We start from the raw sequence: 12,966 nt of genomic DNA on the forward strand, positions 1-12,966 counted from the left end.
GGTTTTATTATGTTATATCATAACCAAACCGGACTAGCCTGCCGGCCAGTTCCCGGACTCAGGGGTTTTCTGCTACCTTCCAGGCATCTCGCGCGCGCATCGCGCGCGCTTCCCATTTAGATAAAGCCCGCCATGTCCGCACCGTCCCGTCCACCCCGCAACGACAGCGTAGGCGCTCAGCTCAGCGTCGCCGAAACGCTGTGCGCGCAGCGCGGACGCCGCCTGACCCCCATCCGCCGCAAGGTCCTTGAACTGCTGCTGCGCCATGGCCGCAGCCTGAAGGCCTACGAACTGCTGGACGCGATGCGCGCCGTTCACCCCGGCGCCGCGCCACCCACGGTGTACCGTGCGCTGGACTTCCTGATGGACGAAGGCCTGATACACCGCCTGGATGCCGTCAACGCCTGGAGCGCCTGCCACGACGCCGGCGGCGCGCCGCACGACCTGCTTGTCGTCTGTACCGGTTGCGGCGCCGTCGCCGAAGTCTCCGACCCGGCCATGAGCCGGCAGCTGGCCGAACGCGTCGCGCAGACGGGTTATGCGCTGGCCACGCACGAAACCGAGATCCGCGCCCTGTGCCCGCAGTGCCAAAAGACGCAGCCGGCCGACGCGGGTCACCACCACCATCACCACTGAACGGGGATCTTCCCCCTTTCGTTTCATCCGTTGGATGCGTCCGCCTGACCGGAACGTTTCAGCGCGGTTACCGCTTGGGCGTCCATGTGCTCTTGAAACCCCGCAAACCGCCCCAAAATAGGGGTATCGCCCCATACTTGACGGCGTACGGCTGCCATCTGGCGGCCACGGCCCCCCGGGTTGGCCCGGGGTTTGCCCCCTGCCCCCGACTGTGCTGTAATCCTGCGTCCGGCCGCTATCGGCGGCTGTCGCAGCCTGTGGCAGACATCTCCGGCAGGGACTGAAAACCCCGTCAGGCGCCGTGTTTCACGCCCCTGACATCACGCTAGCAGCTTCGCCATGAATACCCCGCGCAGTTTGGACAAAATGGTTCCCGTCACCATCCTCACCGGCTTCCTCGGTGCGGGCAAGACCACCCTGCTCAAACGCATCCTGACCGAATTCCATGGCCGCCGCGTCGCGGTCATCGAAAACGAATTCGGGCCGGAAAGCATCGACAACGACCTGCTCGTGCAGGACAGCGACGAAGAAATCATCGAACTGTCCAACGGGTGCGTCTGCTGCACGGTGCGCGGCGACCTGATGCGCACGCTGTCCGATCTTCGCGCCAAGCGCGAAGCCGGCGACCTGAATTTCGAACGCGTCATCCTCGAAACCACCGGCATGGCCAACCCCGGCCCCGTGTGCCAGACGTTCTTCATGGATGACGACATCGCCGAGTACTACCGCCTGGACGCGGTGGTCACGGTGGTCGATGCCAAGCACGGCATGGCCACGCTCGACGCACAACCCGAAGCCCAGAAGCAGGTCGGTTTCGCCGACCGCATCCTGATCTCGAAGAAAGACCTGGTCAACGAAGTCGACTACGAAGCGCTGCGCCACCGCCTGGTTCACATGAACCCGCGCGCGCCGATCACCGCCGTCAACTTCGGCGACGTCGACCTCAAGTCCATCATCGACATCAGCGGCTTCAACCTGAATTCCATTCTGGACATCGACCCGGAGTTCCTGGCCGATGAGCATCCGGACGCCGCGCACGACCACGCCCACGGACACGATCACGACCATGATCACGGCCACGGCCATGATCACGATCATGACCACGACGGCGAATGCGGCGCGCACTGCAATCATGCCCATCATCACCACCCCAAGCACGACGACGAAATCGGCGCGTTCGTGTTCCGTTCCAACAAGCCGTTCGATCCCGCGCGCCTTGAGGAATTCCTGGGCGGCGTCGTGCAGGTCTATGGCCCCGACCTGATGCGCTACAAGGGCATCCTGTACATGAAGGGCATCAACCGCCGCATGTTGTTCCAGGGTGTGCACATGATGATGGGCGCCGAACCCGGCAAGCCGTGGACCGCGGCCGAAAAACCGTCCACCAAGATGGTGTTCATCGGACGTAAGCTGCCCCAGGAGATTTTTACCCGGGGCTTGGAGCAGTGCCTGGCGGGGTAATCCCCATTCCTGCGTGACGCGATGCGACGAAGGCAGTACTGTGAGGTACGGATAGCGTAGGCAACAAGTAACACGGACCGGGACGGACGCCCGCGCCAGGATCGATTCATAGTGGAGTGTTTACATGGCTACCAAGGCAGCAACCAAAAAATCAAGCAAGTCGACGAGCGATACGGCGATTGATCTGCCCAGCGAGAAGGAATTGCTGGCCATGCCCGAGTCCGACTACATGAACGACCGCCAATTGGCGTTCTTCAAGGAACGGCTCAAACAACTCGAGCAGGACATTCTGGCCAACGCCGGCGAGACCACCGAGCACCTGCGTGAAACGCAATTCGTGCCCGATCCCGCCGACCGCGCCACCATCGAGGAAGAGCACGCCCTGGAACTGCGCACCCGCGACCGCGAGCGCAAGCTGCTCAAGAAGGTGCAGCAATCCATCGCCCGCATCGACAGCGGCGAATACGGCTGGTGCGAAGAAACGGGCGAGCCCATCGGCATCCCGCGCCTGCTCGCCCGCCCCACGGCCACCCTGTCGCTCGAAGCGCAGGAACGCCGCGAGATGCGTCAAAAGCTGTACGGCGACTGACCCGTCCCGCATTCGCTCCGTCCCCTGAAAGGCCATGCCGGTTTCCGCGCATGGCCTTTTTTATCGTCCCCGGGGCGCATGAAGTCCCCAGACCTTGATATCCCCGCGACCGCCCCCAGCTAACTTTTTCATAGGAAGGAACGCATGGAACAATTTCACGCCACCACCATCGTGTGTGTGCGCCGCGGCAACCGCGTCGCGCTGGGCGGCGATGGCCAGGTCACCCTGGGCAACATCGTCATCAAGGGCACTGCCCGCAAGATCCGCCGCCTCTATCACGACAAGATCCTCGCTGGCTTTGCCGGCGCCACCGCCGATGCGTTCACGCTGCAGGAACGCTTCGAGGCCAAGCTTGAAAAGCACCAGGGCAACCTGATGCGCGCCGCGGTCGAACTGACCCGCGACTGGCGCACCGACCGCGTCCTGCGCCGTCTGGAAGCCATGCTGATCGTGGCTGACGCCGAGCACACGCTGGTGCTCACCGGCAATGGCGACGTCCTGGAACCCGAGCACGGCCTGGCCGCCATCGGCTCCGGCGGCGCGTACGCCCAGTCGGCCGCCCTCGCGCTGCTGCGCAACACCGACCTGCCGCCCGAGACGATCATCAAGCAATCGCTCGAGATCGCCGGCGACCTGTGCATCTACACCAACCAGAACCACGTCATCGAAACGCTGGGCGAGTGACGCCCGCCACGCGGCGCAGCCTGCGCCGCGGCGCCCTCCCAGCCCGCCCTAGCATCAAGGATCCGCCCTCATGTCCGCATCCAACATGACGCCCGGAGAGATCGTCTCCGAACTCGACAAGTACATCGTCGGCCAGAACCGCGCCAAGCGCGCCGTCGCCGTGGCGCTGCGCAACCGCTGGCGCCGCCAGCAGGTCGCCGAGCCCCTGCGCCACGAAATCCATCCCAAGAACATCCTGATGATCGGCCCGACCGGCGTCGGCAAGACCGAGATCGCGCGCCGCCTGGCCAAGCTGGCCAACGCGCCGTTCATCAAGATCGAAGCCACCAAGTTCACCGAGGTTGGCTACGTGGGCCGCGACGTGGACACCATCATCCGCGACCTGACCGAATACTCCATCAAGCAGACCCGCGAGCTGGAAATGCGCCGCGTGCGCACCCAGGCCGAGGACGCCGCTGAAGACCGCATCCTGGACGCGCTGGTGCCTCCGCCCCGCAGCGCCTCGGGCGAACCGCAGCGCGGCGAAGACAACAGCGCACGCCAGACCTTCAGGAAGCGTCTGCGCGAAGGGCTGATCGACGATCTTGAGATCGAAATCGAAGTCGCCCAGACCGTGCCGCAAATGGACGTCATGACGCCCCCGGGCATGGAAGAAATGGCCGAGCAGCTGCGCGGCATGTTCGCGGGCATGGCGCGCGACAAGAAAAAGCCCAAGAAGATGAAGGTTCGCGAAGCCTTCAAGCTCATCGTCGACGAAGAAGCCGCCAAGCGCGTCAACGAAGAAGACCTGCGCAGCGTGGCGATCACCAACGTCGAGCAGAACGGCATCGTCTTCCTGGACGAGATCGACAAGATCGCCGCCCGCCAGGAATCCGGCGGCGCCGATGTCTCGCGCCAGGGCGTGCAGCGCGACCTGCTGCCGCTGGTTGAAGGCACCACCGTCAACACGCGCTACGGCATGGTCCGCACCGACCACATCCTGTTCATCGCGTCGGGCGCCTTTCACCTGTCGCGCCCGTCGGACCTGATCCCCGAGCTGCAGGGCCGCTTCCCGATCCGCGTCGAACTCGAATCGCTCACGGCCGAAGACTTCGTGCGCATTTTGTCCGACACGGATGCCTCGCTGACCAAGCAGTACACGGCGCTGATGGCCACCGAGGACGTCGAGCTCGAATTCACCGACGAAGGCGTGCGCCGCCTGGCGGAGCTGGCCTTCGAGGTCAACGAGACCACCGAGAACATCGGCGCCCGCCGTCTGTACACGGTGATGGAAAAGCTGCTCGACGAGCTTTCCTTCGATGCGACCTCCAGCCAGGACAGGCACGTCAAGATCGACGCCGCCTACGTCAACGCGCAGCTGGCCGAAGCCGCCAGCAGCCAGGACCTGGCGCGTTACGTGCTCTGATCCCGCCCCCGGCGCAACCCGGCGCAAAAAACCCCGCCGCAAGCGATTGCGGCGGGGTTTTTCATTAGGCCGGCGTCAATTCGAGATCGCCGTCACCACGTACTTGCCGTCCTTGCGCGTGGCGGTAAAGCGCACCTTGTCGCCCGCCTTGATATTGGCCAGCAACGCCGGATCGGCCTGATAGACCAGCGACATCGCCGGCAGGTCCAGCGCCTTGATGGCATCGTGCTTGATCGTGACCTTGCCCGCAGCGGCGTCCACGCGCCGCACCTCGCCCGTGGCGTCGGCCTGCTGCGCGAACGCCAGGGGCGTGGCCAGCGAGACGACGGCCATTGCGGTGGCAACGGCCATGGGCGTTGTGTATTTGCGGTTAAAACCCATATGAAACCTCCCTATGCGGTCCGAGCGGGCAAGATGCCGAGACGGTCTTGCCGCTTTTTACAGTGCTAGGATACTGCGCGAATGCAACAGTTCCGCTGCCAGTGCGCAACAATCCTGACGGTTGTTTGCTGACAGCCCCTGTTCGCGGCGGACGCGCTTACCGTCGGACGCAAGCCGCTTACCTCTTTCACCACACGCTTCTCACCACACCGAATCACATCGCCATGGCCAACCGCTTATCCGTCATTGCCACCCGCACCGGTGACGATGGCACCACTGGACTGGGGGACGGATCCCGGATCCCCAAGGACGCCCCCCGCATCGCCGCCCTGGGCGACGTGGACGAGCTGAACAGCGTCATCGGCCTGCTGCTGACCGAAGCCCTGCCCGAGGACGTGGCCGCCGACCTGCTCACCATCCAGCACGACCTCTTCGACATGGGCGCGGAGCTGTGCATCCCCGGCCACGTGGCGGTCAAGGACGAACAGGTTGCCCACCTGGATGCGCGCCTGGCGCATTACAACGCGGCGCTGCCGCCGCTGCGTGAATTCATCCTGCCTGGCGGTTCCCGGCCCGCGGCGCTGGCGCACATGGCCCGCACGGTGGCCCGGCGCGCCGAACGCGCCGTGGTGGCGCTGGCGGGCGTCGAGGCCGTCAACGCGCCGGTCAGGCAATACCTGAACCGGCTCTCGGACCTGATGTTCGTGCTGGCGCGCTACGTCAACCGGCATCTTGGTCAGCAGGACACCTTCTGGGCCGGCGCGCAGGCGCGCCGCTGACCGGTCCTCGCGCCTTCCGGAGCCCGCCCTAATGCCAAGCATCCTGTTATTGGGCAAGGACGGCCAGCTGGGCCGTGCGCTGCAGGCCGTCCTGCCGGCGGCGGGCGATCTGACGGCGCTGGGCCGGGATGCCCTGGACCTGCGCGACCAGGGGGCCATTACCGCGGTGCTGCACGCGCATCGCCCGGACATCATCGTCAACGCGGCCGCATGGACCGCGGTCGACCAGGCCGAGCGCGAACCCGAAGCAGCCGCCCAGGTGAACGCGGTGGCGGTGTCCACGCTGGCACGGCACGCTGCGGCCAGCGGCGCGCTGCTGGTTCACTACTCCACGGATTACGTCTTTGACGGCGCGCTTGCGCGGCCCTACACCGAAGCCGACACACCCAATCCCATCAATGTGTATGGCGCCACCAAACTGGCCGGAGAAGGCGCCATTGCGGCAAGCGGTTGCCAGGCGCTGGTGCTGCGCTGCAGCTGGATCCATTCGCTGCACGGGCATAATTTCTTTCGCACGATCCTGAACCTGGCCCGCACGCGTGCATCGCTACGTGTCGTGGCGGACCAGCACGGCACGCCGACGCCCGCTTCGCTGATCGCGCAAACCACGGTGCGCTGCATCGCCCTGCATCAGGCGCGGGCGCTGCCGTCGGGGCTTTATCACGTCGCGGCCGCAGGCTCCACAAGCTGGCATGCGTACGCGCAATACCTTGTCGCGGGCGCCCTCAAGCGGGGCGTCGATCTAACGCTGAAACCCGAGCATATTGCCGCCGTGGCGTCGGCGGACTATGCGGCAGACGCTGCGCGGCCGCGCAACTCACGGCTGGACACGACGGCCTTGATGTTGGCAACCGGCTTTGCGCCGGCCGACTGGACCGCGTATGTGGACGAGAGCCTGGATGCGCTCGTGGCTTGCGGCGTGGAGAAGTTTTTTTCGCAGGCGTAGCGGGCGCGGCCATGCAAGGCCACGCCCAGACCGATCAGACGATCAGTTCACGCCAGCCGCGTGCGCCTGCTCGTCGGCGTGGTACGAAGACCGCACCATCGCGCCGACCGCCGCATGCGAGAACCCCATCGCGTACGCTTCGCGCTCGAACATCGCGAACGTATCGGGGTGCACATAGCGCAGCACCGGCAGGTGGTGTTCGGACGGCTGCAGGTACTGGCCGATCGTGATCATGTCCACGTTGTGCTCGCGCATGTCGCGCATCACCTGCAGGATTTCCTCGTCGGTCTCGCCCAGGCCCAGCATCAGGCCCGATTTGGTGGGCACTTCGGGATGCAGCTTCTTGAACTCGGCCAGCAACTTCAGCGAGTGCATATAGTCCGAGCCCGGACGCGCCTGCTTGTACAGACGCGGCACGGTTTCCAGGTTGTGGTTCATGACGTCCGGAGGACCGGCGTTCAGGATGGTCAGCGCGCGGTCCAGGCGGCCGCGGAAGTCGGGCACCAGCACCTCGATGCGGGTGGTGGGCGACAGTTCGCGGATATGCGTGATGCAGTCCACGAAGTGGCCCGCGCCCCCATCGCGCAGGTCGTCGCGGTCGACCGAGGTGATCACCACGTACGACAGCTTCATGGCGGCGATGGTGCGCGCCAGGTTTTCGGGTTCCTTGGTGTCCAGCGGATCGGGCCGGCCGTGGCCTACATCACAGAACGGGCAGCGGCGCGTGCACTTGTCGCCCATGATCATGAAAGTGGCGGTGCCCTTGCCGAAGCATTCGCCGATGTTGGGGCACGAAGCCTCTTCACAGACCGTGTGCAGGTTGTGCTCGCGCAGGATGCGCTTGATGTCGTAGAAGCGCGAACCGGGCGCGGCGGCCTTCACGCGGATCCATTCGGGCTTCTTCAGGCGCTCGGCCGGAATGATCTTGATGGGAATGCGCGCCGTCTTGGCCTGCGATTTCTGCTTTTGCGTCGGATCGTAGACCGCCTCGGCAGGCGCGGCGGCGGATTCGTTCGAGGGCACAGGAGACTCGGCGAGCGTGGACATGGGACACCTTCGTGACCGGCGCGCAAAGACGGCCGGGTCTGGGAGAAAACAGGCATTTTACCCCTCACGGCCCGATCCGCCGCGGGAACGTCCCGCGCCCCCGGGGACCGCCGGCCCTGGGTTATCGTCTGGCCTGACGCATTTCCTGTCTTTTGCCATGCCCTGCCTGCCCTCGCCCGCCCCGATTGCCGTGATTGCCGCCCGTCTGGATGCCGGCCCGACCGCCCGTGCCCTCCAGGCGTGCAGCGAGCGGCTGGCCCCCGCCGGTTACTACCTGGCGGCGGCGCCCTGGCACGACGCCGCAGCGCTGCCGCTGCTGGAGGCACTGCGGCCAGCGGCCGCCTTCGTCGTCGGTCCCCTGGACAACGCCGCGCTGCGCGCGACGCTCGCCGCGCTGGAGATTCCGGTCGTCGAGACCTGGAGCCTTTCGCCCCAGATGCTGGACAGCGCCGTGGCGATCGACAACGCCGAAGCCGGCCGCATGGCGGCGCGGCACCTGGCCGAAAAGCGCCATTTGCGCGTCGCCTGCATCAGCGCCGACACGCCCTGGGAGCGCGCCCGGCGCGAAGGCTTCGTCGGCAGCGCCGCCGCGCTGGGCCTGGAACGGGTCGCCGACATCGTGCAGCCCGAGGTCCAGCACATGAACGACGGCCGCATGGCTTTTCTGCGCTTGCTGGCCACCAACACGATCTTCGATGCGGTGTTCTGCACGTCCGACCTGCTGGCGGCCGCCGCCGTGTCGGAAGCGCACAACCGCGACCTGCAGGTGCCGCAGGATCTGGCCGTGCTGGGGTTTTCGGATGACGGCAGCGCCGTGCAGTGGGTGCAGGGCCTGACCACGCTGGGTGTGGACGCCGCCGAACTGGGCCGGCGGGCCGGTCAGCTGCTGTTGGACCGGCTGGAGGGCGAGCGCGGCGCGGGCCAGCGCGACATGATCGATGTGGTGCTGGACCTGCGGCTCAGCACCTGATCCGCGTCAGTCCGCGACCTCGTACAGGGCGGGAAAGCCGCAGTCCTGCAGCATGCCGTTGGCTTCCTTCAGGAACGCCTGCGTGGCCGTTTCGGGAACGCGCACAAGCCACGCCACGGCATCTTCCTTGCGGCCCTGCAACAGCAGCATGCGGCCCAGGTGGAACATGCCCCGGAAATCGCCGCCCTCGGCGCAGCGCCGATAGCAGTCGAACGCGCGTTCCAGATCTTGCGGGACCACGTCGCCCGCTTCGTGATAGCGGCCCACCACGCCCATCGACTTCACGTGGCCGGCTTGAGCGGCCTGCTGGTACAGCGCCAGCGCCGCGGCCTGATTCTGCGTGACGCCGCCGCGGCCCGTGCGCAGCATGTGCGCGTAGTTGTACATGCCCCAATCCAGGCCCGCGTCCGCCGCACGCCGGAACCAGTAGGCCGCGACCGTATCGTCGGCCGCCACGCCCCAGCCGTTTTCATAGCAGCGCCCCACCATGTTGATGGCCATGGGGTGATCGGCGTGCGCCGCGCGCTTGAACCACGACAGTCCCTCGGCGGGTTGGCGTTCGACGCCCACGCCGTCCAGCAGCATCTGCCCGTAGATCGTCTGCGCCTCGGTCAGCCCCAGGTCGGCGGCGGCGCGGATCCATGCCGCGTATTCCTCGGGCGGCCCGGATTCGCGCAGCCGGGCAAGCTGTTCGGGCGTGGTCGCGGCGACCTCGGCCGCGGTGTAGGTCTTCAATTCGTGTTCCTTCGGCGATGCCAGGCGAGCGCCAGGTTCTGCGCCAGCAGGTCGCCCGTCTCGGTGGGCGTGCGGCGCACGCCACAGGCCGCCATGTCGACGGTGCGCAAGCCTTCGTAGCCACAGGGGTTGATGCCCAGGAACGGCGCCAGATCCATCTCGACGTTCAGCGACACGCCATGGTATGCGCGGCCGTTGCGGATCTTGATGCCTAGCGCCGCAATCTTGGCCAGCTCACCGCCTTCGGGATGCGGCACGTAGACGCCCGGCGCGCCGGGCTTGCGACAGGCCCCGCCCACGCCCAACTGCGCGAGCGTGTCGATGACGGCCGATTCCAGCAGCGCCACGTATTCCTTGACGTACATGTCGGCGCGGCGCAGGTCAAAGAGCGCGTAGGCCATGACCTGCCCGGGGCCGTGATAGGTCACCTGACCGCCGCGGTCGCAATGCACGATGGGAATGTTGCCGGGGTTGAGCACGTGCTCCGGCCGGCCCGCCTGGCCCAGCGTGTAGACCGGCGTGTGCTCGCACAGCCAGATTTCATCTGGCGTGGCGGCGTCGCGCTGACTGGTGTACGCCTGCATGTCCTGCCAGACCGGCAGGTAGTCCACCGGCCGCGCGAGCCACTTGATCACAGCGGTCTTGCCTTACAGGACGATGGACACCATGGGATGGCCATGCAGCGCGCGGTACAGCGCGTCGAGCTGCTCGCGCGAGGTCGCGCGCACGGTGAAGGTCAGGCCAAGATAGTTGCCGCCCTTGCTGGGGCGCATTTCGACGGTCGCGGCGTCGAATGCCGGATCGAACTGCAATACGACCTCGGTCAGCGTCTGCGCAAAGTCGGGATGGTGCTTGCCCATGACCTTGATGGGAAAGTCGCTGGGATATTCGATCAACGAATCTTCGGGCGGAATGTGCATGATGTGCCTAAAAAGAGTTGCCCCTGAATGTTCTTATATGGGGGCAAGCGGCGCGCCGGCAAGTGCCGGCGGGCGCCGCCGGGACGGGCGGCCAACCCGCAGGTATCGCAAGCGGGCCGCCCCGCGCCGGGACTACAGCGCGGCGATGCGGGCATCATAACCCGCACGCAATTGCCCAAAAACAGGGCCGGGCTTGCCCGAACCGACCGGTTTGCCGTCCAGCGAAACGATGGCCAGCACTTCCTTGGTGGCGGACGACAGCATCAGCTCGTCGGCCTGCTCCACCTCGGCTTGCGAGATCCGGCGGGACTCGAACGGGATGCCGGCCTCGGCGGCCAGTTCACCCATCAGGCCGTAGCGGATGCCTTCGAGGATCAGGTTGTTCTTGGGCGGGGCCAGCAGCTTTCCGCCGGACACGACCCAGATATTGGTGGACGCGCCTTCGGTCAGGTAGCCGTCGCGGAACTGCAGGACTTCGTCCACATGCGCATCCACGGCCTGCTGCTTGGCCAGCACGTTGCCCAACAGGGACACGGACTTGATCTCGCAGTGCAGCCAGCGTTCGTCGGGGATGCTGATGGCGGACAGGCCCTGTGCGCGTTGCGCGGCCGTCGGCGGCGACCAGGCCGCGATCATGCCGAACACCGTGGGGGTGACGGCCGGCGACGGGAACGGATGGTCGCGCTTGGCCACGCCGCGCGTCACCTGCAGATAGACGATGCAGGTGTCCAGGTTGGAGCGGTCCAGCAACTGCTCGATCAGGTTGATCCACCCGCTGCGGTCGAACGGCTGCGCGATGCGCAAGGCGGCCAGGCTGCGGTCAAGACGGTCAAGGTGTTCGGCCATGCGGAACGCATTGCCCTGGTACACGGGGACGACTTCGTAAATGCCGTCGCCGAAAATGAAGCCGCGGTCCAGGACGGAGACCTTGGCCTCGTCCATGCGCAGGAATTCACCGTTGAGATACACCTGGCTTTCGCCCGGCACGCCCGGAATCATGAGGCACTCCTGAATTTGAAATGGAACAGGGACGAGCCGCGCGGCCCGCCCCCGAAGAATGCAAAACGGGCGTTTCGCGCACGAAACGCCCGCTGCTAGCTTACACCCGCGGCCCCGGCCGCGGTGCGCCGATTTACTGGAACCAGCGCTTGACGGTGTCGACCATGCGGCCAAAGAACCCGGCGCGCTCGACGGCGTCCTGCACCACCAGCGGTTCGGTGCGCAGCACCTTGCCGTCCAGCGTGAACTGCAGCGTGCCGACCTGCTGACCCTTGGCCAGCGGCGCGATCAGCGGATCGGTGCGCTGGGCAACCGGCTTCAAGTCGCCGGCCTTGCCGCGCGGCACGGCGATGGACACCGGATTGGGCGGACCCAGCTTGACGTTTTCGGCGGTGCCTTCCCAGACGCGGGCGTCGATGCCGGGCTGGCTCTTGTCGAACAGCTTGACCGTGTCGAAGTTCTGGAAGCTCCAGTTCAGGAGCTTCAGGCTTTCTTCGGCGCGGGTGGCTTCGCTGTCGGTGCCCACCACGACCACCAGGATGCGGCGGTCGCCGCGCATGGCCGTGGAGACCAGGCAGTAACCGGCCGAGTCGGTATGGCCGGTCTTCATGCCATCGACCGAGGGGTCGGCCCACAACAGGCGATTGCGGTTGGGCTGCGTGATCTTGTTGTAGGTGTAGCTCTTCTGCTTGTAGTAGTGGAAGAAGTCCGGGTGATCCGTGATGAGGTGCGCGGACAGCGTGGCCAGATCGCGCGTGGACGTCACGTGCTGGGGATCGGGCAGGCCCGTGGCGTTCATGAAGTGCGTGTTCTTCATGCCCAGGCGCTCGGCCTCCTGGTTCATCAGCGCGGCAAAGGCGGATTCGCTGCCGCCCACGGCTTCGGCCAGCGCCACGGAGGCGTCGTTGCCCGATTGCACGATCATGCCCTGGTTCAGTTCGTCCACCGTGACCGGCTTGCGCGGCTCGATGAACATGCGCGAGCCGCCCGTGCGCCAAGCGTGCTCGGACACCGGCACGGTCTGCTCCAGCGTCAGGCGCTTTTCGTCCAGCGCGTTGAACACGACGTAGGCCGTCATGATCTTGGTGAGCGAGGCCGGCTCGACCTTCATGTCGGGGTTGGATGCGGCCAGCGTCTGGCCGCTATTCACGTCGATGACGATCCAGGCCTTGGCCGCGATGGTGGGGGCCGGGACGGCCGACACGTCGCCAACAGGCACTGCACCCGAGGGCGACGGCGCCGGGGCCGTCGCGGCCGGCGCGGCGGCGGGTGCGGCTGGCGCCTGCTGCGCCCACGCCGGCAGTGAGGCCGCCAGCATCGCTGACAACACGGCGCCCGAGATCAGGCGGCGGGTAAAGACAACGGGGGATTGAGCGGAGTGAGGCAATTTCTTCATCGGCAACGTGGGTCCAGG

Annotated in this window: 15 protein-coding genes; 8 read left to right on the forward strand and 7 right to left on the reverse strand. The window is 66.2% G+C overall.

Going from position 1 to position 12,966, the window contains the following annotated elements:
- Window positions 1-132: 132 nt before the first annotated feature.
- The 5 genes from V6V88_RS26550 to hslU all read left to right on the forward strand — a co-directional run bounded on the left by V6V88_RS26550 (window position 133) and on the right by hslU (window position 4,775).
- Window positions 133-636, forward strand: coding sequence for a Fur family transcriptional regulator (locus V6V88_RS26550; protein WP_056327248.1), 504 nt, complete (start codon window positions 133-135; stop codon window positions 634-636).
- A gap of 339 nt (window positions 637-975) precedes the next feature.
- Window positions 976-2,097 (forward strand): GTP-binding protein, encoded by a 1,122-nt coding sequence (locus tag V6V88_RS26555; protein WP_223573610.1) that lies wholly within the window; start codon window positions 976-978, stop codon window positions 2,095-2,097.
- Between the two features lie 124 nt (window positions 2,098-2,221).
- The gene (gene dksA / locus V6V88_RS26560; protein ID WP_056327244.1) at window positions 2,222-2,686 is read left to right on the forward strand and encodes an RNA polymerase-binding protein DksA; all 465 of its coding nucleotides are present in this window, start codon (window positions 2,222-2,224) and stop codon (window positions 2,684-2,686) included.
- A 144-nt stretch (window positions 2,687-2,830) separates the two neighbouring features.
- The gene (gene hslV / locus V6V88_RS26565) at window positions 2,831-3,370 is read left to right on the forward strand and encodes an ATP-dependent protease subunit HslV (protein ID WP_062838867.1); all 540 of its coding nucleotides are present in this window, start codon (window positions 2,831-2,833) and stop codon (window positions 3,368-3,370) included.
- 70 nt (window positions 3,371-3,440) lie between these two features.
- On the forward strand, window positions 3,441-4,775 hold the full coding sequence (hslU, locus tag V6V88_RS26570; RefSeq protein ID WP_062838866.1) for an ATP-dependent protease ATPase subunit HslU: 1,335 nt from the start codon (window positions 3,441-3,443) through the stop codon (window positions 4,773-4,775).
- A 75-nt stretch (window positions 4,776-4,850) separates the two neighbouring features.
- Here hslU and V6V88_RS26575 read toward each other — a convergent pair whose 3' ends face one another.
- Complete coding sequence (locus V6V88_RS26575) at window positions 4,851-5,156, reverse strand: copper-binding protein (protein ID WP_056327239.1); 306 nt, start codon at window positions 5,154-5,156, stop codon at window positions 4,851-4,853.
- A gap of 224 nt (window positions 5,157-5,380) precedes the next feature.
- On the opposite strand from V6V88_RS26575, the gene V6V88_RS26580 reads away from it, so the two are divergent.
- Complete coding sequence (locus V6V88_RS26580; protein WP_180097133.1) at window positions 5,381-5,935, forward strand: cob(I)yrinic acid a,c-diamide adenosyltransferase; 555 nt, start codon at window positions 5,381-5,383, stop codon at window positions 5,933-5,935.
- A gap of 31 nt (window positions 5,936-5,966) precedes the next feature.
- Window positions 5,967-6,881 carry a dTDP-4-dehydrorhamnose reductase gene (gene rfbD / locus V6V88_RS26585; protein WP_223573612.1) on the forward strand — a complete coding sequence of 305 codons (915 nt, stop codon included), beginning with the start codon at window positions 5,967-5,969 and terminating at the stop codon, window positions 6,879-6,881.
- Window positions 6,882-6,923: 42 nt separating this feature from the next.
- Here rfbD and lipA read toward each other — a convergent pair whose 3' ends face one another.
- Complete coding sequence (gene lipA / locus V6V88_RS26590; RefSeq protein ID WP_056327233.1) at window positions 6,924-7,928, reverse strand: lipoyl synthase; 1,005 nt, start codon at window positions 7,926-7,928, stop codon at window positions 6,924-6,926.
- Window positions 7,929-8,085: 157 nt separating this feature from the next.
- On the opposite strand from lipA, the gene V6V88_RS26595 reads away from it, so the two are divergent.
- A complete protein-coding gene (locus tag V6V88_RS26595; protein ID WP_223573614.1) occupies window positions 8,086-8,898 on the forward strand; it encodes a substrate-binding domain-containing protein in 813 nt (270 codons plus the stop codon).
- Window positions 8,899-8,904: 6 nt separating this feature from the next.
- Here the strand turns inward: V6V88_RS26595 and V6V88_RS26600 are convergent, their stop codons facing one another.
- From V6V88_RS26600 to V6V88_RS26620, 5 genes are all read right to left on the reverse strand, one after another.
- Complete coding sequence (locus tag V6V88_RS26600) at window positions 8,905-9,633, reverse strand: tetratricopeptide repeat protein (RefSeq protein WP_062838862.1); 729 nt, start codon at window positions 9,631-9,633, stop codon at window positions 8,905-8,907.
- Entirely contained in the window at window positions 9,630-10,268 is a 639-nt protein-coding gene (gene lipB / locus V6V88_RS26605; RefSeq protein WP_223573616.1) for a lipoyl(octanoyl) transferase LipB, read from the reverse strand. The genes V6V88_RS26600 and lipB overlap by 4 nt, the downstream gene beginning before the upstream one ends.
- A 12-nt stretch (window positions 10,269-10,280) precedes the next feature.
- Window positions 10,281-10,553, reverse strand: a complete 273-nt coding sequence (locus V6V88_RS26610) for a YbeD family protein (RefSeq protein ID WP_056327226.1) — start codon at window positions 10,551-10,553, stop codon at window positions 10,281-10,283.
- Window positions 10,554-10,685: 132 nt separating this feature from the next.
- Window positions 10,686-11,552 carry a D-amino acid aminotransferase gene (locus tag V6V88_RS26615; protein WP_223573618.1) on the reverse strand — a complete coding sequence of 289 codons (867 nt, stop codon included), beginning with the start codon at window positions 11,550-11,552 and terminating at the stop codon, window positions 10,686-10,688.
- A gap of 133 nt (window positions 11,553-11,685) precedes the next feature.
- Complete coding sequence (locus V6V88_RS26620) at window positions 11,686-12,948, reverse strand: D-alanyl-D-alanine carboxypeptidase family protein (protein ID WP_142052305.1); 1,263 nt, start codon at window positions 12,946-12,948, stop codon at window positions 11,686-11,688.
- Between the last annotated feature and the right edge of the window lie 18 nt (window positions 12,949-12,966).

The organism is Achromobacter sp. E1 (genome assembly GCF_037039475.1).
Lineage (GTDB): Bacteria > Pseudomonadota > Gammaproteobacteria > Burkholderiales > Burkholderiaceae_B > Achromobacter > Achromobacter mucicolens.

Bases quoted from the DNA above. Each gene is read 5' to 3' on its own strand.
- V6V88_RS26550 (WP_056327248.1), top strand. From the start codon at position 133: ATGTCCGCACCGTCCCGTCCACCCCGCAACGACAGCGTAGGCGCTCAG.
- V6V88_RS26555 (WP_223573610.1), top strand. From the start codon at position 976: ATGAATACCCCGCGCAGTTTGGACAAAATGGTTCCCGTCACCATCCTC.
- dksA (WP_056327244.1), top strand. From the start codon at position 2,222: ATGGCTACCAAGGCAGCAACCAAAAAATCAAGCAAGTCGACGAGCGAT.
- hslV (WP_062838867.1), top strand. From the start codon at position 2,831: ATGGAACAATTTCACGCCACCACCATCGTGTGTGTGCGCCGCGGCAAC.
- hslU (WP_062838866.1), top strand. From the start codon at position 3,441: ATGTCCGCATCCAACATGACGCCCGGAGAGATCGTCTCCGAACTCGAC.
- V6V88_RS26575 (WP_056327239.1), bottom strand. From the start codon at position 5,156: ATGGGTTTTAACCGCAAATACACAACGCCCATGGCCGTTGCCACCGCA.
- V6V88_RS26580 (WP_180097133.1), top strand. From the start codon at position 5,381: ATGGCCAACCGCTTATCCGTCATTGCCACCCGCACCGGTGACGATGGC.
- rfbD (WP_223573612.1), top strand. From the start codon at position 5,967: ATGCCAAGCATCCTGTTATTGGGCAAGGACGGCCAGCTGGGCCGTGCG.
- lipA (WP_056327233.1), bottom strand. From the start codon at position 7,928: ATGTCCACGCTCGCCGAGTCTCCTGTGCCCTCGAACGAATCCGCCGCC.
- V6V88_RS26595 (WP_223573614.1), top strand. From the start codon at position 8,086: ATGCCCTGCCTGCCCTCGCCCGCCCCGATTGCCGTGATTGCCGCCCGT.
- V6V88_RS26610 (WP_056327226.1), bottom strand. From the start codon at position 10,553: ATGCACATTCCGCCCGAAGATTCGTTGATCGAATATCCCAGCGACTTT.
- V6V88_RS26615 (WP_223573618.1), bottom strand. From the start codon at position 11,552: ATGATTCCGGGCGTGCCGGGCGAAAGCCAGGTGTATCTCAACGGTGAA.
- V6V88_RS26620 (WP_142052305.1), bottom strand. From the start codon at position 12,948: ATGAAGAAATTGCCTCACTCCGCTCAATCCCCCGTTGTCTTTACCCGC.